Origin of the sequence: Sporosarcina sp. FSL W8-0480 (assembly GCF_037963765.1) — a bacterium.
Taxonomy (GTDB): domain Bacteria; phylum Bacillota; class Bacilli; order Bacillales_A; family Planococcaceae; genus Sporosarcina.
The window spans coordinates 3117094-3142713 of sequence record NZ_CP150166.1 but is presented as its reverse complement, the minus strand read 5'-3'; the positions used below and the strand labels follow the sequence as shown (position 1 = coordinate 3142713).

Sequence of the window (25620 nt, the reverse complement as noted above, 5' to 3'; positions counted from 1 at the left end):
TTGAAGATCGGGCGGAGGGGAGATACGCTCGGGTTGATAATTAAACATCCCCTGTATCAACATGGATCATAGCACACCGATAGGTGTGCTTCTAATAATTTTATAGACATCTGTATAAAGTGACTAAGACTACTATCATCGGATGATTTCATTTTAATAGGTATATTGGATAGCAACTAAAGTCTAACATCGGTATACTTTGAATATTAAGTTTTTTTAATTCGTGTGATTTTAAATAGATGTCTCCATATTGCACATCGTGCATAAGAAGCTGTAATTTCGGATACCAGCTCATTGAATTCTGAACTGTTTCAACGTAATGGCTTCTAATTCAGGTGAATTGGCATACCCATTAGCACGTTAATTCACAGCGCCGCATAAAATTATGCGCCATTGCGAATTACAGTGTAAATTGTGCTGCTAATAAGTATGTTGATTTGGAGGTTGGAAAATCACTTTGGAATTAACTGGAAAAATTGAAGGGAACAGATGATTTTGTGATAAAATAGTAATATAAGAAGTCGGCTTGTTCAACAAACGGGCCAGATTATGAATAAGAATTTTAAAACAAGTCACTAGAATTAGCACTTGGTACTTGTTTAGAAAGGTTAAATATTATGCAAAATAGAGAGTTTAGGGTGTTGGAAATACCGAAGTGGGGACGTTACTTACGTGGAAAGTGGCTTGAAAACTTTGCTAATCATCTTTCAAAGCAGGAGCAAAAGGAAATAGATATAGAATCGTTTTTATGGCACCTTTGTAGTTACGAAAAGGTTACATGTTTTGAAAGGGAAGATGCTATAAGGGCATTCGAAAGACAGATAAAGAACCGTTGTACAATCTTTTACCAATTCACGAATGAAGCATTCTTAGTTCAAAATGCTAAGAACCTAAAAATGAAAGATTTACCTTACGATGAATGGGATTGGAACTATACAGACATCTACGTGATGGATTGGGAAAACAAATGGACATTTGTCATCACACATGAAACTGATATAGGGTTGGGTCCTTATTTTATTCAAAAATTATAAAAGGTAATTTCAACAAACGGGCGCGATTTTTAATTATGGTACGAATCGTATGCTGCTGATTAGGGAAGAAATTGATGTGTGTTTTAGCGTTTTATCCCCATCAACCGAACCCGTTATTATTATAATCGGCTCTCTTTATATCTAAAGCATAAGATTACGCAGTTGGATGAAGCTGTATTCCTATTACAGCATGAACACTAATGGAAAGTTCTGATGATGACGTACCTATTAGCTTTTACTATTTTTAAGGAATTGACAAATTGATAATGAAAAAGATTCCGGGGCGAATAACGCTTATGGAATCATTTTTTTATAGACCAGATTCCTATGTTTTTTATTGATTCAACTAACTATACAAAATCATTCTTACGTTAATTTGACCACTTCGAATGAGTGATATCACACTTTATCAAGCTGTAAAACGGGCGGGGGATGAACTTGGCATTGAGGTAACAGAGCAGCGCACTAATGGTGCTGCCGACGCAGGTTTCACAGCCTCTATGGGCATCCCGACAATTTGTGGAATGGGCCCAGTCGGTGGAATTTGGCATAGAGAAGAAGAATATATGGAACTTGACACATTTGAGAGTCGAACCCTATTGTTAGTCCACTCAGTTCTTCAATTTTTAAAAGATTACAAGTGATTAGACGAGCACTGTGCATAATAGAGCACAGTGCTTTCTGATCGGCATTGGTTACATATTTGCTGTTTTGTTCCATCGGAAAGCCAACCGGGCTAAGGAACTTGCTATCCTATCGGGACTTGGCAATACCGGATTCATCGGGATTCCGCTATGCGCGGTGCTACTTGGTCCTGAAGGTGCATTGTATGCCGCAATGTTCGATGCGGGTGTTGACTTCACAATTTGGACGGTCGGCGCACTGTTGCTTCAATAAGAGCGTCAAATTGGACTCGGCATGCTGCGTACGATGATTAACCCACCCATCATTGCCATAATCGCTGGGTTGGCAATGGTCCTCTTTCATTATCGACCGCCATTCCTCCTTACAGACTTGTTCGACCGATTGGCCGCTTTAGCCGCCCCACTGGCCATGTTCTATATCGGTATCATGACCATTAGCCTTTTTAAAGTTAGGTCAACTAAAGGGATGACAGGAACACGATCGATACTGTGGCTACCGCTATTGGTCAAGTTGGCTCTTCTACCGGTATTTGCAGTACTTATCGGAAAGGCCTTGTCATTAGACCAAGTGATGTTGCAAACCCTCCAGGCTGCAATGCCGACGCTGACACTATCGACAATTCTTTTCGCCAAATATTCCGCAGATGAAGAGATGGGGACGATAACCACTATTTTATCCACTTTAGTAGCATTTCTGACTATTCCGGTGATGATTTATTTGATGAATTTGTGGGTGTTGGGATGAGTGGGTGGAGGGGTCTGGGCATAGTTGGATTGAATGCGCGAAATATAAAAAATACACCCAATCGAATTAGTAGGGGATGTGTATCAAACGAAAGAAACCTCCTATAAGGAAGATTATAGTTAAAAAAAATCAAACCATCAAAAGAGTTTTTCGAAGCATCTGTTAAAGCCGGCCGTGTGCCTTACCCATTTTTATATAAGAAGTTCTTTTTGAAGGCTTCTGCTTATAAGATATTTATCTTTATACAGATCTGTTTGGTGTTGTTGACTTTTTGTGCTTTTGTTTTTGAGTTGTGGGAGGGTGTGGAAGTGTATTTAGAAAGAATGTTTTTTTAGTCTGAGTTTATGTACTTGAGACTGGAAAACATCATACTAACAATTCGTTGTGGCTATTGCGGAAGTCAGTGAAAACTGAATATCTTCTGCAATAGCCAATTTTTCGTTGCATCAATTTCCTAACTCTGTATAACTTGCCTTTTAAATGCTTGCAATAAGAATTCTGCTAATCGCTTTATCTCATCATTTGCATCCATTAAGTAATTTAAAGTAATCTCACGTTTGAATTCTTTATTACTTTCCAGTGGGATACGTATTAGAGTTCCATTAGAAATGTCATTTTCCAAAGAAAGTTCTGGAAGAAAACAAATGCCAATGTCTTTTGTTATGGCTGATTTGGCTGCCTCCAAACTATCAATATTAAAAACTACATTCATAGGTAAACCATTGGACTTAAAACTTGTTGAAATGTCTTTCCAATAATTTGACCTTGGATTAAAGCAAATTAATGGTTCACCAGAGACTTCTTCCAGAGTGATTGGTCGATTGTAGGAAGCGAATGGATGTGATTTATTAACGAACAATGAAACATTATCATGATGGATTGGCTCTGAAATTATTTTTGGATGATTGACAGATTCAGTTATGGCTATTTGACAGTCTCCTCTTAACAATTTATCAATCATAGTAACAGTCTTTGCAGTAATTATTTCTATTGTAGTATGAGAATTGATTTGCTGAAAATCAAACACGACTTTTGGAAGGATTGACATGGAAACCGAAATAATAGATCCGATTGTTAATGAGCTATTACTTTTTGACAAACTCACCTTCGCCTTTAAATAACTATTAAATATTTGGTTGGCATAGGGTAAAAAAATTTCACCGTCTTCTGTCAACTCAACTTTTTTTGTGTTGCGATTAAACAATCTAACACCTAATTCTTTTTCAAGGGTCTTAATTCTTGATGTTAATGACGGCTGTGAGATATATAGTGTCTTAGCTGCTTTATGGAAATTTTTGAACCGATTAATATAAATAAACGACATAATATGATCAATATTCATACCAATCCCCCATTTAAAATCTATATGTCTGATAGATATATCCTATCATCAATTGGAATACTTTGAAATGAATTTAAAGATTAATTTTTCTGATGCGGTGAAAAGTTGGCGTTAAATGAGGATTAAAATTCAATTTGAAGTAGTCAATGCTATTTAAAATCTTTCCAGTGATAGAAAGTACTGTATTAGAAGCAAATTTCATTAGATTAAATCTATTTCTCAGTCTCTTCAGTTGATGTTAATCTAAATGTAGTTGAATAATTGGAATATTTAACGCGTGGAGTACTATTAACCTATAGAAAGGAATTAACGTTATGCAAAAAACAGTTAGCATAATATCCGCTGGTGATTTAGCTCCTTTAAGACATGTCAATGACTGCGAGAAGAACGTTCACCTCATTTGGGAAAAGTTTTTAGCTGCGGATATCGGTATTGTAAATTTAGAGCTACCTTTGACGACTTCAAAAGAGAAAGCGGATAAAGTAATAAACTTAAAGGCAGATCCAAGTATTGCAAAGTCACTTAAAGAGGTTGGAATTGATATTGTTTCGTTTGCAAATAATCACGCCATGGACTATGGAAGACAAGGTCTTGAAGATACTTTGTCTAACCTGAGAAATGAAAGCGTTTACGTAATTGGTGCTGGGAAAAACAGTAATGAAGCATTCGAACCAGTTATTCAAGAAATCAATGGAATAAAAATTGCACATATCGGTTTATGTACGGCTTTGCCAACCGGTTTTGGCGCAAACGAACATCGCCCTGGCGTCGCACCCATTCGGGCTAAATCGCGCTTTTATATTGATAGCGTCACCCTTGACGAACAGCCGGGCATGGCTCCGTGGGTTGAAACGTCTGTAGTTGGGGATGATTTAGTCTACGCTTGTAAAAAGATCGAGTCTATTAAAAAAGATGTTGATGTCTTAATTGCTCAAGTTCACTGGGGGGTTCCTCATGGTTGGAGTGCATTATTTCAAGGACCTCTTGCAGACTATCAACAGCCAATGGGACACGCTTTGATAGACGCCGGTGTGGATGTAATTATGGGTCACCATCCACATGTAGTCCACGGTGTAGAAAAGTATAAAGAAGGATACATCGTTTATAGTCTTGGTAACTTTTTATTCCATAGTATGAGCGAAGATCATGAAACACATTTAACGGCAAAATATCCTCCTTACAATGTTGACAGCTTAGAGACAGGTGAAGCTAGGGAAGCAGTTCTCATGGAAACTATAATCTCCGACTCAACTAAATGTAAATTTAAATTTTACCCTATTGCATTAAATCGTTATGGCGAACCCGAATTCATCGAAGGGGATAGGGCGATAAATGTTTTAAAAAGAATGGAGAAGCATTCAGCAGTATTGGGAACACAATTTGTTATTAACGGGGAAGTTGGAGAGTTGTCTTAAAGGGAGGTCAGATATGTCCACTGTTTCATTTAATTATACAAATAAGAAAGTGATCGTTACAGGTGCGGCAGGGATGTTTGGATCTTGGATTAGTAAAGCGTTTCATCTTGCTGGGGCAGATTTATGGCTGATTGACATAGATGAAGATAAACTACTGAACTTCACTAAAGCATTTAAAGGAGATAGGGTTCGACTATCAACATTTGACCTAACCGAAGAAACCAGTGTACAAATTTTTTTTAAAGAGGTTCAGCGTGAATGGGGATACGCCGATATTCTTATTAATAACGCTGGCATTTATCCCAATGGGAAATTACTTGATACCGATTTATGTCGGTGGGATCAAGTTATGGATTTAAACATCCGTGCTCCATTTGTCATGACAAAGCAATTTAGTGAGTTATTAATTCAAGAAGAGAAGCCCGGATCTGTCATTAATATTATATCAAAATCAGCCAAAACCCCTAGAATTGGGGGAGTTCCCTACGCAATGTCAAAAGCTGCATTGGAGATGATGACAAGAGGTTTTGGGATGGAATTAGCAGAATATAAAATCCGTGTTAATGCGGTTAGCCCTGGTTTTGCACCAGGGAGTGAAGTAAATGCTTTAAGTGATGAATATATCGAAGCGATGTGCCGAAAAATTCCATTAGGGCGTACATCTGGACCAAATGATGCTCCACAGACGATTCTTTTTTTATGTTCTGAAGCAGCTGATTTCATAACAGGTTCCTCGATTTACGTCGATGGAGGCAATAGTGCGGGAGATTTTACTATTCCTATTAGCAATTAATACGATTCAGTATGGGAGTGACAAGTTATTACTTTACACCTAACAAACAATGTGGAATCCTCATATCTAATGGATTACACATACAATATTTCACAGTATGAACGTAATTCCGGGTCAATAGATGAATTGAAAGCGTTTAAATATATCGAATCGACCCTTCGGTCATTCGGTATTAAAACATCCTTAAAATTTCATGATGCATTTATAAGTTTACCGCTCAAATCGGAGCTGTTAATCGATGGCGTAAGTTTCCCATGTATAACAACTTCAATGTCTGGAGCGACTGGCGAAGATGGTGTGAGTTTGAATTTGCTATACATCGAGGATAACATGTTATTAGATGATCCCTTGTTTGACTGCACTGGAAAAGCACTAATTATACACGGTTTTGCAGAGCGGGGAATAGTGCAAAAAGCCATGATTAAGGGAGCTAAAGGGTGCATATTTATCAACGGTGAGTATGTACATAATATGATTGTTTCCCCTGTATGGGGGAACCCGACTAGAAAGACAATCCATGAAATTCCTAGATTATATATTCTTAATGTAGCGCAAAACGCAGGGATGAAAATTATTGAAGCTGCAAAAGAACAAAAGCAAGCCCACATCACTACACGTCTTGATGAGGGATGGCGCAAGATTCCAAGTTTGATAGCTGATATTGAAGGCGAAGAAGATTCGGATCAATATATTTTGTTTAGTGGCCATGTTGATTCCTGGCATTATGGTGCCATGGATAACGGGACTGCCAATGCAGTTATGATTGAGGTGGCGCGAATCATATCACAATATCCACTGCGAAGATCATTAAAAGTTGCATTTTGGTCTGGCCATTCTCATGGTCGTTATGCAGGATCGGCCCATTATTACGACCAAAACTTCCATGAAATTTATGATAATTGTTTACTGCATGTGAACGTTGACTCGGTTGGAGCAAAAGGCGCAACGATTGTTACCGAAGGAAATATTATGGCATTGACTAAAAAAATTGCTGCAGAAGTTATTAAAGAAGAAACAGGCCAAACATTTAAAGGCAAGCCATTTGGACGAAGTGGAGATCAATCTTTTTGGGGTGCAGGGGTTCCCTCTGCTTTTATGGGTTTCTCTGGCCAGCCAATGAAAAACCCACCAGAGAAGCTCGACACCTACTATATGATTAAACAGTTCAATAATGGGCCGGATAGTTCAGGCTTCGGATGGTGGTGGCATACTACGGAGGATACGTTCGACAAAATTGATGAGTCCATTCTTGAACGAGACGCCAAAGTCTATTTGTCATTTGTCTATCGTTGTTGTCATGATAAATTAATTCCGTTGGACATTCATTCAGGAGTAGAGGAATTAAAAGGTTTCATTGAAAACTATATGAAACTAGCTCAGGATTCAGTTAACACAGAGAAATTAAAACACTATTTTAATGAGTTTTATCAACTAACAGATAAAGTGATCACCAAAATTAAACAGAGCAAAGAAGATGATATTCAAAAGAATAATGAACTCATTAAATCAATTTCACGGGTGGTTGTTCGACTGATGCAGGTTAATATATCTGAATTTGAACCGGATCCGGCTTTACCTTTACCGCCAGTTCCATTATTAGCATCTATTCATGAATTGAAAGACTATAACCGAAACGATAAGGCATATTTCATGTTAGTAACAGAAATACAACGACGAGTAAATCAGGTGAGTTTTATTCTTAAACAGGGTGTTAAAGATGTTATGTATATATTAAACGAATAAATTACTAAAGGGAGGAGAACTATGGAAATTTATATAGGGATAGTCTTGCTGTTTTTATTTTTAGCCCTTGGCGTACCGGTTTTCCTGTCTATGGCTATGGCTGGGGCGATCGGGTTACTATTCGTAGCTGATTTCAACACCCTTTTAGGTATATTCTCAACGAACTCTTATACGTCAGTGGCGCACTACAGTTTTCTATCAATCCCACTATTCATTTTAATGGCAAACTTTTTAACAACAAGCAATATTACAAAGGATTTATTTTGGGTTGCACAGAAATGGATTGGTAGATTGCCAGGGGGATTGGCGATTGCAACTGTCTTAGCAGGTGCTGGTTTAGGCGCATTGAGTGGGACAAGTACAGCATCTGCAGCTACGTTAGCCGGGGCTGCTGTGCCAGAAATGAATAAACACGGATATTCCACCAGATTATCAATGGGAGTTGTAAGTATGAGTGGAACACTTGCAATTATGATTCCACCGAGTGGGACATTGATTATCTTTGGATTGATTTCGGGCTATTCAATAACCGAATTATTTAGAGCGGCCATTATACCGGGGATTTTAACAACAATCGTTTATATAATTGTTGTTCTAATCTGGGTGAAAAAACGTCCGGGCGATGCTCCTCGTTTGAACGAGAAAGTACCTTTTATGGAAAAACTCGCTTCGTTGAAAGATTTATGGCCCATTTTATTATTATTGGTCATTGTTATTTTAAGCATTTTTTCCGGTTGGGTCACTATTACGGAAGCCGCGGGAGTCGCAGCCTTAGGGTCTTTCCTAATTCCATTGTTCATGAAGAGGTTATCTTTTCAAAAAGTATTTGTCGCCTTACAAAACACTATTAAAACAACTACGATGATTTTTGCAATTATTGTCGGCGCCATGGTTTTTGGATATTACTTAACATTAACCCAGATTACAAGAAAATTGGTTGTCTTCATCTCAGAACTTGATATGGCAGCCATATACATTGTCTTGATTTTTGTTTTACTGTACGCGTTCCTTGGTTTGTTCATGGATCAGGTTGCTATTTTATACTTAACACTACCTCTTGCGATTCCAGTTGTGGAAGCACTTGGTGTGGATGTGATTTGGTTTGCCATTTTGATTGTAGCTGCAGCTGAAACAGGATTAGTTACACCTCCTCTTGGTTTAAACTGCTATGTCGCATCGGGAACCGCTGGTGAATCGTTGGAAGAGACTTTTAAAGGTGTAATGCCATTTGTGGCAGCACAATTCGGCGTAATATTAATACTTTTCCTCTTCCCATGGTTAACGTCAATCTTATGAATCGAGGTGAGATAGATGAAATTCATTAATTATATTGACAAGATCCTTATTGCAGTTTCTTGCATTATGCTTTTCGCTGTTATGGTGATCGTAGCGATAGACGGATTGATGAGGCAAGTATTTGATATTCCTATAAAAGGTGCTTATGTATTAGTAGAAAACTATTTAATGGTGGCAATGATTTTTCTTGCATTTGGATATACGTGGGCGAAAAAAGGCCATATCAGTATCACCTTTATTCATAATAAACTTCCAATAGCTTTAAGGAACGTAACCTATCTTATGATACTTCTCATCGGTATTTTTATAATGGGGATTATTGGATACACAGGTTTGGAGCGAACCATTACGGCATTCCAAAACAACAATTTGACTTCAGGGTTAATACGATGGCCAATTTGGCTTGCTTACATTTGGTTGCCATTAGGATCTGCAGTTTTAGTATTAAGATTAATAGCCGAGTTTGTAGTCTGCATGAGAAGAATTATAAAAAAAGGCGTTAATAACGTATCAATTAGCGAAGTAACAGACAATGTATGAATTATGGTTAACCATTAATAAAAAATAGGGGGAAACAGAATGAAGAAATTATCAATCTTGCTAGTTGCTATGCTTTTGCTGGTTTTATCTGCATGTAGTGAATCTTCGTCGAAAAGCGAAGAGAAGGACGAGAAGTATGTACTGAAATTTGGTACACACCTAACTGAGAATCATAACTTAACAGTCAATGCAGTTATCCCTTGGATGAAACGCGTTGAAGAGTTAACGGATGGAAGAGTAACTTTCGAACATTATCCGAATTCTCAAATGGGTGCAGCAGCAGATACATTTAACCTTGTACAAAGCGGAGTTTTAGATGCTGGATACACGCTTTATATGGAAAAGTCACTCCCAATTATGGATTTCCCGATGCTACCCGATTTATATAGTGATCCAGAAGCTGGAACCGCTGCTTATTGGTCTGTATTAAAACAGGAACCATTTAAGTCGCAACTACAGAAAATAGGTATCAAACCGATTATGGCCGTTGTTTGGGAACCATATACTATTGCAACAGTAGATACAAAACCAGAATCAATTAAAGAATTGGCCCAATTAAAGTTACGTTCTTCTGGCGGTTTACACGATGAAGCAGCTGCTGCAATTGGTTCCACTCCTGTAGCAATCAGTGCTTCAGAATCACTTGAGGCTTTAAGACGTGGAACAGTTGATGGATATTGGGGTTCTACCACTTCATGGTTAGACTATCAGTTTACCGAAGTTCTAAAGTATGGGATCAAAAACCTTCCACTAAATGGTTGGGGTGGAGTTTTCTCTATGAATAACGACACATACGAAAGTCTACCAAGCGACATTCAAGCGGCTATTGATCAGGCAAGTGAAGAAGTAACTGAAGAGCTTGGTAAATTTATAAAAGAATATACAAGTGTTGAAGCTTGGAAATTAGCAGAAGAAGCTGGAATGGAAATTTACGACGTTTCGGATGAAGTTGTAGCGGAAGTTAAAAGCCGTCTAACACCATTAACTGAAAAGTGGTTAGAAGAGCAAGAAAAAGCTGGTTATCCAGCACGTGAAATCTATAAGCAGTTTCTTGAGGCATATGAAGGCTACTAATCCTTGATTAATGTATAAAAGAGTCGGCTTTTATGCCGGCTCTTGTTAAATTGCGAGGTGAAAGGAGTAACATAGTGAAACAGTACATTCAATTTATACAGGATAAAGAAAAACAGCTTTTAGACCTTATAAAGGAGGTCGTAGAGATTGAAAGTCCAACATCTCTCAAAGAACAAAACGATCTGCTTGGAGAGATAATTTCTAACCTGTTTATTAACTATACCGGCGGGACAATTGAGAAAGTAAAAAATGACCAATACGGTAATCACCTGATTGGTACTGTTGGTGATGGAGATGAACAAATTTTACTCGTTGGCCATTTTGATACGGTACATCCAATTGATACGCTTAAACACAATTCATATAGGCTAAAAGAAGGTAAGATTTTCGGTCCTGGTATTTATGATATGAAAGCAGGGTTAATACAAGGCATTTTTGCATTACATGCATTAGTAGAATTGAATGGACTCGGAAATAAACGCATTAAATTTATATTTAATGCAGATGAAGAAGTCGGAAGTCCGACATCAAAAGAGATCTTGATAAATGAGGCGAAAAATAGCAAGGTTGCATTTGTACTCGAACCATCTTTTGGACAAGAAGGGGCTATAAAAATGGAACGAAAAGGCGTAGGCACTTATACGATCAAAGCTTACGGTAAGTCAGCTCATGCTGGAAATGCCCCTGAAGAAGGTGAAAATGCAATAGAAGAAATTAGTCGCCAGGTTATTAGACTCCAAGAATTAAACGATTTTAAGCGTGGAATCACTGTGAATTGTGGAGTTATCCATGGTGGTACAACGAAAAATACAATTCCGGACTTCGCAGAATTAAAAATTGATGTACGCGTGTCAACCATGGAAGATTTAAACGAAATAGATACCTTTATTACTCAAATTACTCCTTTTAACTCCAAGATTAAAGTTTCGATTGAAGGAGGATTTACACGACCTCCTATGGAATCGTCACTTCAAACTGAAGAGCTATATAAACGAGCAAAGCAATTTATGGAGATTCAAGCAAACCTCCCTTTGCCAAGAGCAAGTGTTGGCGGTGCGAGCGATGGAAATATCATCTCACAATACGTTCCCACACTTGATGGGTTGGGGGCAGTTGGTGATGGGGCACATACCCTTGAAGAATATATTTATAAAGAACATTTAGTACCACGAACAGCATTATTAGCAGCATTGATCGCAATTGCTTAAATTTCCAAAAAAGGAGTGTGAACAATGAAGATTACAGTAGTTGGGGCCGGTGCTATCGGAGGCGTCATAGGTGCACAATTGGCCAGGGCTGGTCGAGACGTGGAATTAGTCGATATTGTAGAAGAACATGTGAATAAAATAAATAATGATGGTCTGTTAGTTAAAACACAAGAGGACGATTGGCTCGTAAATATTAAAGCGGCAACGCCCGATCAAATAGTTCAACGACAAGAACCGATTGAATGTATTTTATTATGTGTGAAGGCACAATTCACCAAGGATGCCCTAACACCATTGCTCCCACTATTAAAAGAAGATTCTTTCGTCGTCTCGATTCAAAATGGTTTGTGTGAAATTGACATTGAAGAAGTCGTTGGAAGAGATCGTACTGTGGGAGGATTCGTTAATATCTTCGCTGATTATATAGAACCTGGGGTAATCAGTTATGGTGGTAAAGGTTCTGTTTCAATTGGAGAATTAGACGGTACAATTAGTGAAAGATTAAAACGTCTCGAGCAAGAGTTAAGTGATCTTGAGGACGTTCGTATAAGCGAAAATGTGTTGGGGTATTTATGGGCAAAGCTAGCTTACGGTGCAATTCTTACTGCAACGGCATTAACAAATGAAATAATGGCAGATATATTTGCCAATCACCGTTATCGTCAAATGCTTATGAATCTTGCCAGCGAAGTCTTGGCTGTTGCAGACTATATGAATATTGAAACTGTGAAATTCGATGATTGGGATCCGAAAGACGCGTATCCAATCGAATCCCGAGACAATGAAAAAATGAATGCGCAATTAGACATTCATGTTAAACGATTACAAGGTTATTCAAAGGTCCGAAGTGGAATTTGGCGTGACATCGCAGTCCGCAAACGAAGAACCGAGAAACCTTATCATTTTAAACCTATCTTCACAATAGCAGAGAGGGCTAACATTGAAATGCCGCTTACTAAATTACTGCTGTCATTATTAAATGAAATTGAAGAAGGAAAACGTGAATTTGGATTGGGGAATTTAGAGATTTTGTTGGAGAAGAATGATTCGATATATAAGTGAAAAGGGGAACTGAGTTTGGAGTTTTTTGAGAGGAAAGATTCTAAATTAATATAGAAAGTGTGTGATAATATGGCTAAACTTTTCGAACCCTATAAATTAAAAAATCTTGAGTTAAGAAATCGGGTTGTTTTATCACCTATGTGCCAGTATAAAGCTGAAAATCAATCAGGTGAGCCAAATAAATGGCATCTAATTCATTTAGTTTCTCGTGCGATCGGGGGAACAGGGTTGATTATGACAGAGATGGTGAATGTAGAACCAAGGGGTCGAATAACTGAAAACTGCTTGGGGATTTATTCGGATGTGCAGCGTGATCGCTTTAAAGAAATCAATGAAGAAATTCATAAGTATGGGGCAAAAACAGCAATTCAGATTGCCCACGCAGGAAGGAAGTCGACCATTAAAGGAGGAGATCTTGTTGCCCCTTCCAGTATTCCTTTTTCTGATGGTAGGCCCACTCCACGCGAACTAAAAGTAGATGAAATCCACCAAATTATAGAGCGATTTGCAGAAGGAGCGAAGAGAGCTGTCGAAGCGGGATTTGATGCAATCGAACTTCACGGAGCACATGGATATCTAATGCATCAGTTTATATCTCCGATATCCAATAAGCGTTCCGATGAGTATGGACATCCTTCCAAGTTTTCAAAAGAAGTAATCGAAGCAGTGAAAAGTGAAATGCCGTCCGAGATGCCATTGATTTTACGTATTTCAGCCAGAGAGTATCATCCAGATGGTTATGATTTTACTTTTATGAAGAAGTTGATCCCGCAATTTATAGATTGTGGCGTGGATATATTAGACGTTTCTACGGGAGGCAATTCAATTCATCGGCCGCATGTTTACCCAGGGTATCAATCGTCATATTCAAATGAAATTCGAAATCATTTTAATGTGCCTACGATTTCAGTAGGGGAATTGCGAGATCCTAAAGTAGCCGAAATGATTTTACAGGAAGGCATGGCTGATTTGATTAGCATAGGGAAGGGGCAGCTACGACATCCTTACTGGGCAAAAGAGGCGGCTGTTGAATTGGGTGTTGAGTTAGAGATGCCGGGGGAATACAATTTGGGATATTGAGATGAAATGGGAAGCCTGTCATTGATTTTTGACAGGCTTCTTTTTGTATGGTGAACTTATGTAATATAAGTAAATAGGAACCATAACTGGTACGTGAAATCATATTTACGAAACGTGGAATATAACAAATGAGCGAGGACTGGTGTCACCGTGAACAAATGACGTGGCAATGCGATTGTAACGTTCCGTTACCAATCGCTTACATGGCGAAGCCGCCACCGTCAAAATAAAGACATTTATACCGATTCTCTTTCAATCCCGCGAAGAGAAAGATGGAATTGCACGGATTCAGCTCGAAAGAGTCTTGAATAAGTAGCCAAAACGTCTATCCCTTTCCACATATCGGTTTTTCCACAAATAATGTAGATGTTTTGAACTTCAGTATTGATACGCTCCTCCACGCACGAGGACTATGGTTAATGGTTTTTGTGGCATTAGAAAAGCACCTCCTTCAAGTTGATATATCAATCATACAAGGAGATGCGTTTCAAAATATGCGTCATTTGATTGGGGGCTTACGATAAAAGGGTTACTTCAGAGCATTATATTCTGGATAATTGCTAATTACCGATTTTAAGGCAAAAGAAAGGTTATTCATTTTTTGGTTTCTACGAATATATAAGTCTATTACACTTTTTGAAGGTGCTTTGTAATTAGATAATGTTTCAAATAGACTCTGGGCCGCATGGTCAACACATTCATAAACAATGGGATCTGAATATCTTGAATATAGCTTTAAAAATTTGAAATAGTTATCGTGTCGGGTTTTTCCAACATTACTTAATGTGATTTTTTTTGATAAAAAATCCACATCAAATGATGCGAAATCTCCTATCATCTCATTATATGGGGATAGTATTGGGTAATCAGGTATCCGATCTCCTTTACCTTCATCAGCTTTATTACATGCAATACAGGAAGAAAGTAAGTTAAATGGATTCATAGCTATCAATGGAAATTTTGACTTTGGTAAAAAATGTTCTATGTTGTTATTTGAGACTGTGACCGCGGTATCAATATCACAATATGGACAAACAACCATCTTATTTTCAGATTTAAAATTTCTATGAAACGCTTTCCGATTATACCGTTCTCCAACCATGGTACTCCAGATATATTCATCCGCAAAAAAGGTATTATAAAAATAAACTACAAACAAATCTTTAAAGAGTTCATCAATTTGTACTAGGGGAAAGTTATAGTTACCGGAATATACATGTCTATTTTGCTCTTTGTATAGTTTAATAATATTTTCGACAGCAATCGAATCAAATCTTTCCGCCATTGAAATAAAGAGGTCTTGTAACTTCTTCCCCGATACCGTTTTCTCCATTATATAAACAAATAAATTCTTTTTGTCATCAGTTGCAGTTGTAAATATTTCCGTGTCTTTCCAAATATCAATTCTTTGTAATGGCTTATTAATTCGACCTGTTTCAATCTCAGTAACAACATCGCTAATCATTTGAAGGTATGGAAGTATAATCTCTCGTTCGAAAGTTTGAAGGTAGTGTTTATTTATATCATTTTTTATGTGCCACATTTGATTATTCCTTTGTGTTTCCTTGTTTTTGTAATAATATATTGAAGGCTTTAAACTTGGTATATGATTCTCCTAAATACTCAATTATCTTCTCTAATTCCTCTTCACTTGCATCTTCAATTTTCTTCCAAAGGATATTCTCAACATAATTTACTTTCTTTGAATTAGCAAAAAACAGGTTGCTAATTTCAACTTCATTTGCTAAAAAGGTATTTATATTTGGATCTGCATTGGTGAATCTCTTTTGATTTGCAAATAAGATGTTTTCAGGAAATACAGTATTAATAAAGGCATAACTATGTGTAGATATTAAAAAATGCACCTTATATTCTCCAAATAGCATTTGCAACATAGTGATTATCTGTTTAGTCCAAGAAGGATTCAAGTGCAATTCTGGCTCTTCGATAACAATTAATGAGTGATTTTCAATTGTGGACAGTAAAGATAAGATTCTTATAAAAAACATTTTTTCACCAGAACTCATATTAGCCAAAGAAACAATTTCACCGTCTTTATCAAAAGCTACATCATTCATATAAATCAATTCTTGTTCTACATAATTGATAAGGAATTCATAGTTTTCTTCACACACTACAACCCAATCATCTTCATCTTGGGAATACTGCTTAATGAGTCTATCTATAGATTTATATTCATTAATCCGTTCCCTATCTTCTTCTGTAAGTAAATCCTCAAAATATTCATCATCAATATCCAGCCCATAAGGTGGAAATGTTTCGCCTCGATTTCGAATTAATACTTTATTGCTGAATTTTATATTCAGAAGACTAAGTAATTCATCCACTATGTGTCTTTTATGAAAATAAATTTCGACGAACTTTGATATTCCTTTAGAAAGGGATGAAAACCTGAAATGGTTAGCACCATATACATTCGATATATCATAATTCTCTACTAACCTATCTCCAATAAAATTACTTGGCCGTTTAAACGGATATTCACCATGAAATGAAAAAACAGATGTAATTATTTTGGTTGGCAGGAAATTCCTAATTTCCTCGTAAGTCACCTTGTGTTCAAAGTGAATTTGATTTTCTTTTGGCATATACCCATTACGAGGGTGAAGCTCAATTAAAACTGATTTAGGAAGAAGGTTCTCTACAGTAATAAAAACTTGTCCTTCATCCTTTTCAATTATTACCACCCTTGTTTCATTACTATGTTCAATCTTATATTTCAAACAAAAATCAGAAGCAATTCTATCATGGTATCTTTGAAGGTCATTAAACATATTTGCAAGAAAACTCATTAGAGTAGTCTTCCCGTTGCCGTTTTCACCTACCAAGATCGTAAAATTATTGTTGCTGAAATACTCGTAATAATGTTCCGGATAACCCCCCTCTGGAACAAATACAACTTGGCAATCATCCAAGAGTTTGTATTCTTTTATATACAAGGACATCAATTGCATGAACCTACCTACTTTCCAAAATTCTTAATACTGAGTGTGTTTTGCAAGATAAAAGTACATAATAATGCAAAGGAAAATACAGAAGCTTACCAGTATTCGATTAGTTTATTTTGACGTGATAAAGCGTTGGTTCCCCTAATAAAAAATTTCTTGTAAATTTTAGGATACCAGGTTCCGATTGGAACCTGGTACCTTTTTGATTTCAGGCTAAGCCTCAAAATTAGGACTTCCAAAAGCACATACGAACCTACCATTTACAATTACACTTTCTTTTTCTGATGCTTTGAAAAGTTCCTCTTTATATTCCAAAACCATCTTTTGCTCTTACAATTATTAATTCGTTATCGGATATTAATATATTAAACATATTATTTCTTCCAATCCGTATTATGCACAATAAAAGTACATAGTTTTACAACCATATGGCACCGCTCAATCGTCGGCACATTAACTATTAGCGCAAAAAAGTATGTCGGTAAAAACTATCAAAGCAGATATTACTAAAAAAAAGATTGACGATTCGGTCGGCATATTGAATGTTGAATCGTATTTACATAATGTAATTACCATGTTCTCATCATTGAATTCGGCTGTTCCAGAGCTTGGCATCATTTTTTGTCTCAGTTAGCTGAGAATTGGCCAAATTGCCTTTCGATTATATCTTTAAGTTCAATGATTTTAACCGTATGTCCTGGATTGTTGCAAACAAGTACAAACCCATCCATATCACGGTCTAACCTATAATGATTTTGAAATTTATCTTTTAATAGCATACGACTTCTTAAGTCTTCATGTATTGTCCAACAAACAATATATTTTGCATCCGTGAGTAGGTGGTTAAAGTTAGTTTTTAGAACTAACTTTAATTCTACATGAAATAAATCACTGAAATTTGTTTCTGGAAGATTTCCATCCCTGGCGAGGATGTCGATACCATTTGTTGTATTATAGTCTAAAATCGAAAAATCCAAGAGGTCAGGTCTCAGGGTTGTTACTTGCATAAGCACACCATACAATTCTGACTCATTATTTGGTTCACTTATTACAATCTTTTTATTCTCAAGTGTAATGGAAGATAAGTTCTTCTTTAATTTAATACGATGAATTCTTCCTACTTTCCTCAAAAATTTTTCTTGTCTTTCCAAACGCTGGACTTCTACACTAAAAGTTGAACCAGTATCATTGTTGTCTTCATTATTTTCTTGATTGTTATCAATTTCTGTATTTCTGTTTTCTTGTTCATCGCTTACATTTGCAGCTTCTGCTTCACTATTAGCAACACCTTGATTACCTGAGGTAGTTTCAGTATTATCCTCTACATTATCGATTTCAGGTCTATCGTTTAATTGGGAGTAAATTGATGTAGTAATATCCTCGATGTAATCATTAACTTTTCGATCAATTTGCTTCATAATCTTATTAATACGATTCATCAACTTAATCTGCAGTTCTTCGTCAATTGTAGCCGCTCCAGTACGATCTATGGTTAAATCGATTGCTTGCGAGTTAAAAAAACCTAAGTATTGTGTGTATCCATGTCCTCCGCCACCAATACTTTGTAATTCAGAGTTAATTGATTGGACTGGTATATAATCTTTTGCAATATATATTCCGTATCTTTCACTAACTAAATATTTATAGCTTGGAGTTTGATTTGTAGAACCCTTAATCATTTTATTGTGATTAATTCTCGCTGTTTCGCCAATCCTATATACAACAAATTCTATTTCAGCTGTCTTGTCTACGCTTAAACTATCTTTGTATGTAAACTTTAAGTCTTCAAAACCATCCTCTTCACTATTGAATTTAAGTACAAGATTTTTCTTGATTATTTTTTTAATTTCTTTTTTTATATTTTCATCCGAACAACCTGATAGGTTTATGTGATTAATGTGGTTAATAAGTTCATCCTCATCAGACAATGTAGGGAAAGAGAACCCCAACTTGATGGATTCAAAAGATTCTCTGGTTTTAATTTTGTTTCGGTTTATAAAAGTATCTTTTCCTGTATCTATGATATCTTGCTCATTAATAGAAGCGGCACTCTTATTTTCACTAAACTCTAGTCCTTTGAGATTTACAATAAAAGGTTTACTACTTATAAGTTTTATGTCTTTTTCGAATGATCCAATCTTAGTAAACCAGAGTATAAAATCCTTCAAATTTTCATGATGATATTCAAGCGGATTTTTATGCAGGAACCCTTTTATTTCTATTTTTGTCCCATTTGCTTTCCCGGAATATGGGAATTTTTCGGGGGCACTAAGACCTAAATCCTCACGGGTTACATCTTCAATATTATTTCTATACTTTAAGAGAGAACTATACGGTTCAGTCCAAATTTGTCGGGCGCCATTCCCATTAAAAAATGATGTAACTGTCACTTTTTTTGACTTAAGAAATAGTAAAGTACCGACACCCTTGTTTCCAATATAACCATCGGAATCACTTTTAGTGGAGTTTCCTAACCCAAATATATATACTTCTATTCCTTCTTTTTCTATCCCTGATCCATCATCACAGAAAGAAATATTTATGGTGTCTTTTTCCTTTTCATATTCCACAATAATATCCAAGTAACTTGCCCCGTTATCATAAGCGTTTGCTATAGCTTCCCTAATTACTTCTAACGGTTTCTTTGAATTTTGTACTATTTGTATATATGTATGTACAGCATTTATATTAAGCAATGACATTTTACTCCCCCCAATTAATGTGCATTATTATGCTTCACGTATCTTGTCACCTTGATTTCTATTTTTGAACCATCTTCTGATGTTCATAACAATAGATGTTACCTTTAAATTTATCGTTTGATAAACAATACTCTTTAACTTTATTAGAAACAGGTTTATTACAAACTGAACAACTAAAACTCGTGTCGGTTTTCTTTACTGAAACATGCGTTCCTAATAAACGGTTATGATCCTCTCTCGCTATTGGGTCAGTAATATTTGCTGTTGAAAAGGCGTTGAAAATTGTTATGATGTCACTTTCAGTGAGCAAAGGTTCTTTATGATGAATTTTCAAAACCGACACTTTCCGATGGATAAACTCTGATAACTCGACGTCATACACAATAAGTTCGTTAGATGCTATTTTACGGTAATCTAAGTCGACTTTAAATGTGCAGCGTTTTGTAAAAGATACCATGGAGATAAATAAATCATGGTATTTCTCATCAATAAATGATTTTAATGCTTGTATATGCCCATAGTTTTGCACAAATGGGTTCATCATTTTGAACTTTCCATTAACCAACCATGTTTTGCGCTCCTTCCCTCCATAGATGGTCCCCTGATAGTTTTTAGTTTCAATGGCAAAGATACCGTATGGAGTTAATACCACATGGTCAATTTGTGAATAACCTGACTTGGCTTTGGGATTTTTAACGAGGAGATCGCTTAGGTAGTAATATTCCTTTGGTAGCTGATCAAGTTGAATATTAATTTTGTACTCTCCTAATTCACCTATTCTCTCTGCAGTAACCCGTTGATTCGCCTTTTTGGGTTTTGATGGGATCCTACTAACTGTTTTTGATTTGTCCTCTTTCTTATTCTCTTTCTTTTTAAAAAAGTTTAGAAATAATAACATAATCTTCTCCTTGCTAATTTGATATACTTTAATTGTAACTAATAGTAGGAAAATTAACTACAATTATTGTGTTGTTAGCTGATTAATAGAGCAAAAGCCGGTAGAGGAGGGTGACCGAAATGACAAAAAAGATAGAAGGAAAGTCTCAAATGGAATTGCATTATTTTTTCTATTCGTTGGGTTGTTTTATATTGGATGGTTTTTAAAAGTGCAAATACATACGTACTCTTTGGGCTGATACTTTCTACACCAGTTGTTGAAAGAATTATATATTCAGTTCTTCCTACAACAAAATCTCTAAGAAGAGAAGCAAAATTAAAAGGCAAACTATGAAGAAGAGGCTGTCCAATAAGCCCCTAAAATAAAAATGGCGGTAAAAGATTTGTTTTCTTCTGCCACCATTTTTGTTCCGCAGATTTTAGCTGCGGGCCGACTGCCCTTGATATGACCGAACGTGCTTTCTACCTCGATTTTTCGTCTAGTATAGATGCCTGTGTTCTCCTCACATTCAAGGGTATCTTACTCAAGCGGTTGATCGGAATGCTACTATGTCCCGAAGTGTCTTTTATTGTCACGCAAAAGTCCAGGCTGGTTTGAGTACAATAGACTTAGAATCAATAAAATAATAGAAATGAGGAATGAAATTGGATGACAAAAAGATACCAGCCCGTCAAGTGTTAAAAGCATTTATCTTATACGTGCTTAAAAGGTCTGGAGAATTATCAGTCGATGAAGTCTATGAAAAAGTGGAAAAGTCATTTCCGTGGGCTGATAAGGAATCACTGGTGGATGGTGATAAGTACGATACGATACTACGTAATCGGATTAGATATGCGAAACTTGATCTTCAAAATGAGGGTTTTGTATATTCCGTAAGATGGGGGGTTTGGGCAGCTGTATAATCCAAATAAAGAGGCGGTAATAGAAAGGATCTTACCAATGAGTCAATTGTATTTGATAATCTAGTATTGAGCCACTAATCTACGTTTCGATCACATATAAAATGAGCCACCCGATTTCCAATTCTACTAACCTTCCTTATGATAGAGAGTGCTCAAGCTTTCTACATAGGGAGGAAAAAAGGATGATCGACATGGCTCAATATCATCGTATCAAATTTTTAAAAGAGGTTGAAGGACTATCCGAAAGACAAATCGCAAAGAAGCTGGAAATATCAAGAAACACGGTCAGTAAGTACCTAAAAGAAGGGGCGAAGCCTCCGACAACGATTCAACGACAGACGGTTCACGGAAAGAAAGAATACTCGGATGAAACCAAGCGAATTCTTCCTATCATTGATCAATGGCTTGAAGATGATCTTAAGACCTGGTCAAAACAGAAACATACTGCCGCGAATATCTTCCGTAGATTAGAAGAGGAATATGACTTTAAGGGATCAGAATCCAATATTAGAAAGATTGTCGCAAAGCGCAAGAAAAAACTCCAAGAAGCCTTTATTCCACTTGAGTTTCAAATCGGCCACCAATTCCAATTCGACTGGGGAGAGGCGGACATTATACTACAGGGTCGAACGCAACGCATATACCTCTTCTGCATACAGCTTTCGGCAAGTCGTCTGCGATTTGTCAGGGCGTATCTACACGGTAAACAAGAGGCTTTTTTGGATGGTTTTGTTCATGCATTTGAATTTTTTGGAGGCGTCCCAACGGAAGGATTATTCGATAATCTGAAAACAGCTGTCGTGAAGATACTTAAGGGCAGGGAACGATTGGAACAGGAAGCTTTCTTGGCCCTACAGGCTCATTATCTTTTCAAAGCCGAGTTCGCCAATGTTCGGAAGGGTAATGAAAAAGGGCGTGTGGAAGGGACGGTTGGATATGTCAGAAGGAATGCCCTTGTTCCCTATCCACAAGTCCAATCCATGGAGGAATTGAATGAATACCTTTTGAAATGGTGTCTGCGCGACGCGGAAAAACGAATGGTGCCGCATTCAAAAGAAACGGTCAAAGAAGTGTGGGAAAAGGAAAAGTCCAAATTGCACCCCCTACCGGTAGACCGTTTTGAAGCATGCAGGCTTCTATCCTGCCAGGTCGATAAGACATCGCTAATTACAGTGGACACAAATCAATATTCTGTACCAACTCATTTTGTAGGACAGGCCGTATGGGCAAAAATTTTTGTCGATCGTGTGATAGTCGTGGCTCAAAATCAAGTGATCGCTGAACATATTCGTTCTAATGATCGTTATGATAGGATCACCATTTTGGATCACTACTTAGATATCTTATTGAAAAAGCCACGTGCCATTAGGGATGCCCATGCATTCCAATCAGATGCAATCCCCGAGGTGTTCCGAAATTTTCATCGTAAGATGAGGGAACAGGAGGGAGCAGAAGGAGATCGAAAGTTTATCAGACTACTTCTGCTCCATCGGGAAATCGGAATGGAAGGGTTGACGAAAGCCTTACAGGAAGCGGAACAGACGCAGGTATACAGATATGAGGTAGTCCACGAAATCATCCAAAGGAACACCAATGGTGTTGTCGAGTTTGACCAACTACCCCAGAAAAAGACACCCACAAATCTATTGGAGTATAAAGTCCAAAAGACCAATGTGGAGAAATACGAACAATTACTGGGAGGTCGCTCATAATGACAACTGAATTACTTTTAGACCATATGACAAAACAACTTCGTATGCCGTCAGTCGCCAGACAATATCGGTCACTTGCACGGGAAGCTGAAGAAAGAAATTTGAGCTACGAGGAGTATCTACTTGCATTATTGGAGGTAGAGGTGGCGACCAGAGAGGAAAATCAGCGACAACGACGCCTAAAACAGGCAAAGTTCCCTGTCCATAAGACATTGGATATGTATGATTTCAGCCTGATGCCAAGTCTTAATCGAAATCGGTTCCTGACATTGGCCAAAGGAGATTTCATCGAAAAGAAGGAGAATATAATTTTTCTTGGTAACAGTGGGACTGGGAAGTCTCATTTGTCAACTGGGCTGGGGATTGAACTTATTCAGAATGGTTTCAATGTCAAATTCATTACGGCAGCTGAACTGGTGGAAGAGCTTTTGATGGCTAACGAAGAACACAAACGAGGTGCTTTTGAGAAGAAGTGGCTCAAATATGATGTGATCATTGTGGATGAGTTAGGCTATGTCCCCTTTTCAAGAACCGGTGCGGAATTACTATTCCAGTTTTTCTCGGGACGTTATGAACGCGCGAGCGTCATCATTACCACCAATCTGGAATTCTCAGAATGGACTACCATCTTTGGAGATGAAAAAATGACAGCTGCGTTGCTTGATCGTTTAACACATCGATCTCACATCCACCTGTTAAATGGCGAATCTTATCGATTCAGACAAAGCCTCCGACAAGCAAATCAGGGGGTTGAAGGCGCGCGCGATGTTTATGATTCTGGCCCCTCGGGGCCAGAATCATAAACATCCATAATTCCCCAATACTGGGGAATCAAAAGAATAAAGTGGCTCACTTTTGATGTGATCGCTCTGGCTCAATTTCATGTTGACAAAAACATCAATATCCAATGAAGGAAGTAATTGATGTTTTACAAGTGAAGTTAAACCTCTCAATCACTGAAATTATTAATGAGTTATTGCATCCGGCATTATGTAATTGTAATAAACCATTAGCTTGCTTTGAAAGAGTTAAGAAGCAGTTATCTAGGTTTAGAACGCAATTTAAATATGAGGATATTTCATCTAAAAGAAATTCACATGTTTTCTTAAATATCTGCACTTCTATTTTGGAGAATCTCTCCAGTCTTCAGGAGGAGGGCAAGTCTGGAACTATCAAACAAGGCGTGTTTAAAAATAAGAACGCATCCACCATTCAAGAAGTATATTGGAGAATTAAAGCAATCTATGAAAAAGCAATGAGTTGTAAAGATGGTGGTATTCAAATTCAATCGGAAAATATGAATGATGGTGATTATATGCCGAAGACGAAAATTAATACTTTGATTGGTGAAATAAACGATTTTTTAGGAAAGGTTCCCTTCAGTGGAATTGATGATCTCTATGATGTGATGGAAGAAAATGAGGAGAGTTGGAATGATTATATATACTTTAAAAAATACGCAGATTTCCATTTCCTTATAGAGGACTATACAAGATCGTCATATCTGATTTTGGCTACTTTCAATAAAGTATGGTGTTTTCAAACATCGAATTCCTATGATTCCCAAGTCCTTGAGTTTGAAAAGATGGAAGACGCGATTCAATTCTTATTAGCTTCCCTCAATGACATACCCGAATTTATTCTTACTGATTTAGAGGAAACAGTCAGTTACGACATATCCATTGGAAAACTCGAAAAAACAGTCACAATTCATTTTGAAACATTGAAATCTTTTGCAGAAAAAATCGATTATTTGATTTCCGGCTAATGTTGAAAAAGGGCCAATCGCTACATTAGATTTTTTCAACGAATTAACATGAATTAATCGGCAAAGGGTTGGAAATCAAAATGATTTCCAACCCTTTTGTCTACAAATGTTTAGCACCTGCGGTATCTTCATGTGGAAATGTTCATACTTAATTCTACTTTGTGTTAAAATTCTATGGATAGATGCAAATGTATATTGGTACACTTCGTCATTTTTATTTGTTAGTATTTCCTCCGTGAGGATTAAAATTAGATGATTCAATTTAATTTTGGGTACCAGCGTATAATGCAATATAAGTCAAGCCATATATTTTACGAAAAATGGCCGCACGAAACTAAAGCTTTTAAAGTTATTTTTTAAAAACCTCACCATCACAGAACAGTATAGGCGCATGTTTACGCGACACGAAAGGATCTTGTGTTTTCATCCTGCAGGGATACAGCCTATTCAATCTAAACTCGAGATCGTTTCACGTATTATTCGTATTTGCAGGACAAGATCCATAACGCTGGTACACGAGGTCACAATGCCTCTGGTTCTCGGTTCGATGTGATCAAATGTCCCGGAAACATGCGTATGTTTGTTGAATTCTTTGTTGCTTTTGACAAGTTTCTTCATTAGGCAATAGCGATGATTGGTTCCTTTGTTGTCACTTGACACGGAGCCTCTGCGGGCATGACTTCCAAGCCAGGA

General features: G+C 37.1%; 20 protein-coding genes and 1 pseudogene. 16 read left to right on the top strand and 5 right to left on the bottom strand.

Annotated elements, in window-relative coordinates; all coding sequences use genetic code 11:
- The first annotated feature begins 617 nt into the window (after positions 1-617).
- The 3 genes and pseudogenes from NSQ43_RS15905 (at position 618) to NSQ43_RS15895 (ending at position 2423) form a co-directional block, all read left to right on the top strand.
- Entirely contained in the window at positions 618-1034 is a 417-nt protein-coding gene (locus tag NSQ43_RS15905; protein WP_339251787.1) for a DUF4275 family protein, read from the top strand.
- Positions 1035-1423: 389 nt separating this feature from the next.
- A complete protein-coding gene (locus NSQ43_RS15900) occupies positions 1424-1678 on the top strand; it encodes a M20/M25/M40 family metallo-hydrolase (RefSeq protein ID WP_339251785.1) in 255 nt (84 codons plus the stop codon).
- Positions 1679-1691: 13 nt separating this feature from the next.
- Positions 1692-2423, top strand: a pseudogene (locus NSQ43_RS15895) (AEC family transporter).
- 454 nt (positions 2424-2877) lie between these two features.
- On the opposite strand, the gene NSQ43_RS15890 reads toward NSQ43_RS15895, so the two are convergent.
- Entirely contained in the window at positions 2878-3765 is an 888-nt protein-coding gene (locus NSQ43_RS15890; protein WP_339251783.1) for a LysR family transcriptional regulator, read from the bottom strand.
- 314 nt (positions 3766-4079) lie between these two features.
- On the opposite strand from NSQ43_RS15890, the gene NSQ43_RS15885 reads away from it, so the two are divergent.
- The 9 genes from NSQ43_RS15885 to NSQ43_RS15845 all read left to right on the top strand — a co-directional run bounded on the left by NSQ43_RS15885 (position 4080) and on the right by NSQ43_RS15845 (position 13976).
- A complete protein-coding gene (locus tag NSQ43_RS15885; RefSeq protein WP_339251782.1) occupies positions 4080-5180 on the top strand; it encodes a CapA family protein in 1101 nt (366 codons plus the stop codon).
- 13 nt (positions 5181-5193) lie between these two features.
- Positions 5194-5973 carry an SDR family oxidoreductase gene (locus NSQ43_RS15880; protein ID WP_339251780.1) on the top strand — a complete coding sequence of 260 codons (780 nt, stop codon included), beginning with the start codon at positions 5194-5196 and terminating at the stop codon, positions 5971-5973.
- A 69-nt stretch (positions 5974-6042) separates the two neighbouring features.
- Positions 6043-7716, top strand: a complete 1674-nt coding sequence (locus NSQ43_RS15875) for a M28 family peptidase (RefSeq protein ID WP_339251778.1) — start codon at positions 6043-6045, stop codon at positions 7714-7716.
- A gap of 21 nt (positions 7717-7737) precedes the next feature.
- Positions 7738-9012, top strand: a complete 1275-nt coding sequence (locus NSQ43_RS15870) for a TRAP transporter large permease (protein WP_339251776.1) — start codon at positions 7738-7740, stop codon at positions 9010-9012.
- A gap of 15 nt (positions 9013-9027) precedes the next feature.
- The gene (locus tag NSQ43_RS15865) at positions 9028-9552 is read left to right on the top strand and encodes a TRAP transporter small permease (RefSeq protein ID WP_339251774.1); all 525 of its coding nucleotides are present in this window, start codon (positions 9028-9030) and stop codon (positions 9550-9552) included.
- A gap of 39 nt (positions 9553-9591) precedes the next feature.
- Entirely contained in the window at positions 9592-10626 is a 1035-nt protein-coding gene (gene dctP / locus NSQ43_RS15860) for a TRAP transporter substrate-binding protein DctP (RefSeq protein ID WP_339251772.1), read from the top strand.
- Positions 10627-10700: 74 nt separating this feature from the next.
- Positions 10701-11834, top strand: coding sequence for a M20 family metallopeptidase (locus NSQ43_RS15855; protein WP_339251770.1), 1134 nt, complete (start codon positions 10701-10703; stop codon positions 11832-11834).
- Positions 11835-11858: 24 nt separating this feature from the next.
- A complete protein-coding gene (locus NSQ43_RS15850) occupies positions 11859-12896 on the top strand; it encodes a 2-dehydropantoate 2-reductase (protein ID WP_339251768.1) in 1038 nt (345 codons plus the stop codon).
- A gap of 69 nt (positions 12897-12965) precedes the next feature.
- The gene (locus NSQ43_RS15845; protein ID WP_339251766.1) at positions 12966-13976 is read left to right on the top strand and encodes an NADH:flavin oxidoreductase/NADH oxidase; all 1011 of its coding nucleotides are present in this window, start codon (positions 12966-12968) and stop codon (positions 13974-13976) included.
- Positions 13977-14505: 529 nt separating this feature from the next.
- Here the strand turns inward: NSQ43_RS15845 and NSQ43_RS15840 are convergent.
- From NSQ43_RS15840 to NSQ43_RS15825, 4 genes are all read right to left on the bottom strand, one after another.
- Positions 14506-15519, bottom strand: a complete 1014-nt coding sequence (locus NSQ43_RS15840; protein ID WP_339251764.1) for a hypothetical protein — start codon at positions 15517-15519, stop codon at positions 14506-14508.
- A gap of 4 nt (positions 15520-15523) precedes the next feature.
- A complete protein-coding gene (locus tag NSQ43_RS15835) occupies positions 15524-16951 on the bottom strand; it encodes an ATP-binding protein (protein ID WP_339251762.1) in 1428 nt (475 codons plus the stop codon).
- Between the two features lie 620 nt (positions 16952-17571).
- Positions 17572-19647 (bottom strand): ATP-binding protein, encoded by a 2076-nt coding sequence (locus NSQ43_RS15830; protein WP_339251760.1) that lies wholly within the window; start codon positions 19645-19647, stop codon positions 17572-17574.
- A gap of 58 nt (positions 19648-19705) precedes the next feature.
- A complete protein-coding gene (locus NSQ43_RS15825; protein WP_339251758.1) occupies positions 19706-20545 on the bottom strand; it encodes a nuclease-related domain-containing protein in 840 nt (279 codons plus the stop codon).
- 644 nt (positions 20546-21189) lie between these two features.
- Here NSQ43_RS15825 and NSQ43_RS15820 point away from each other — a divergent pair.
- From NSQ43_RS15820 to NSQ43_RS15805, 4 genes are all read left to right on the top strand, one after another.
- The gene (locus NSQ43_RS15820) at positions 21190-21447 is read left to right on the top strand and encodes a hypothetical protein (RefSeq protein ID WP_339251756.1); all 258 of its coding nucleotides are present in this window, start codon (positions 21190-21192) and stop codon (positions 21445-21447) included.
- 182 nt (positions 21448-21629) lie between these two features.
- Complete coding sequence (gene istA / locus NSQ43_RS15815) at positions 21630-23159, top strand: IS21 family transposase (RefSeq protein WP_339251754.1); 1530 nt, start codon at positions 21630-21632, stop codon at positions 23157-23159.
- Complete coding sequence (gene istB / locus NSQ43_RS15810; RefSeq protein WP_339251752.1) at positions 23159-23962, top strand: IS21-like element helper ATPase IstB; 804 nt, start codon at positions 23159-23161, stop codon at positions 23960-23962. Before istA ends, istB begins: the two co-directional genes overlap by 1 nt.
- Before the next feature lie 104 nt (positions 23963-24066).
- Positions 24067-24927: a hypothetical protein gene (locus tag NSQ43_RS15805; protein ID WP_339251750.1), complete on the top strand. Its 861-nt coding sequence runs from the start codon at positions 24067-24069 to the stop codon at positions 24925-24927.
- Positions 24928-25620: the final 693 nt, after the last annotated feature.

What these genes read in the sequence shown, in the direction of transcription:
- NSQ43_RS15905 (WP_339251787.1), top strand. Translation starts at nt 618, where the DNA reads ATGCAAAATAGAGAGTTTAGGGTGTTGGAAATACCGAAGTGGGGACGT.
- NSQ43_RS15900 (WP_339251785.1), top strand. Translation starts at nt 1,424, where the DNA reads ATGAGTGATATCACACTTTATCAAGCTGTAAAACGGGCGGGGGATGAA.
- NSQ43_RS15890 (WP_339251783.1), bottom strand. Translation starts at nt 3,765, where the DNA reads ATGAATATTGATCATATTATGTCGTTTATTTATATTAATCGGTTCAAA.
- NSQ43_RS15885 (WP_339251782.1), top strand. Translation starts at nt 4,080, where the DNA reads ATGCAAAAAACAGTTAGCATAATATCCGCTGGTGATTTAGCTCCTTTA.
- NSQ43_RS15880 (WP_339251780.1), top strand. Translation starts at nt 5,194, where the DNA reads ATGTCCACTGTTTCATTTAATTATACAAATAAGAAAGTGATCGTTACA.
- NSQ43_RS15875 (WP_339251778.1), top strand. Translation starts at nt 6,043, where the DNA reads ATGGATTACACATACAATATTTCACAGTATGAACGTAATTCCGGGTCA.
- NSQ43_RS15870 (WP_339251776.1), top strand. Translation starts at nt 7,738, where the DNA reads ATGGAAATTTATATAGGGATAGTCTTGCTGTTTTTATTTTTAGCCCTT.
- NSQ43_RS15865 (WP_339251774.1), top strand. Translation starts at nt 9,028, where the DNA reads ATGAAATTCATTAATTATATTGACAAGATCCTTATTGCAGTTTCTTGC.
- dctP (WP_339251772.1), top strand. Translation starts at nt 9,592, where the DNA reads ATGAAGAAATTATCAATCTTGCTAGTTGCTATGCTTTTGCTGGTTTTA.
- NSQ43_RS15850 (WP_339251768.1), top strand. Translation starts at nt 11,859, where the DNA reads ATGAAGATTACAGTAGTTGGGGCCGGTGCTATCGGAGGCGTCATAGGT.
- NSQ43_RS15845 (WP_339251766.1), top strand. Translation starts at nt 12,966, where the DNA reads ATGGCTAAACTTTTCGAACCCTATAAATTAAAAAATCTTGAGTTAAGA.
- NSQ43_RS15840 (WP_339251764.1), bottom strand. Translation starts at nt 15,519, where the DNA reads ATGTGGCACATAAAAAATGATATAAATAAACACTACCTTCAAACTTTC.
- NSQ43_RS15835 (WP_339251762.1), bottom strand. Translation starts at nt 16,951, where the DNA reads ATGCAATTGATGTCCTTGTATATAAAAGAATACAAACTCTTGGATGAT.
- NSQ43_RS15830 (WP_339251760.1), bottom strand. Translation starts at nt 19,647, where the DNA reads ATGTCATTGCTTAATATAAATGCTGTACATACATATATACAAATAGTA.
- NSQ43_RS15825 (WP_339251758.1), bottom strand. Translation starts at nt 20,545, where the DNA reads ATGTTATTATTTCTAAACTTTTTTAAAAAGAAAGAGAATAAGAAAGAG.
- istA (WP_339251754.1), top strand. Translation starts at nt 21,630, where the DNA reads ATGATCGACATGGCTCAATATCATCGTATCAAATTTTTAAAAGAGGTT.
- istB (WP_339251752.1), top strand. Translation starts at nt 23,159, where the DNA reads ATGACAACTGAATTACTTTTAGACCATATGACAAAACAACTTCGTATG.
- NSQ43_RS15805 (WP_339251750.1), top strand. Translation starts at nt 24,067, where the DNA reads ATGAAGGAAGTAATTGATGTTTTACAAGTGAAGTTAAACCTCTCAATC.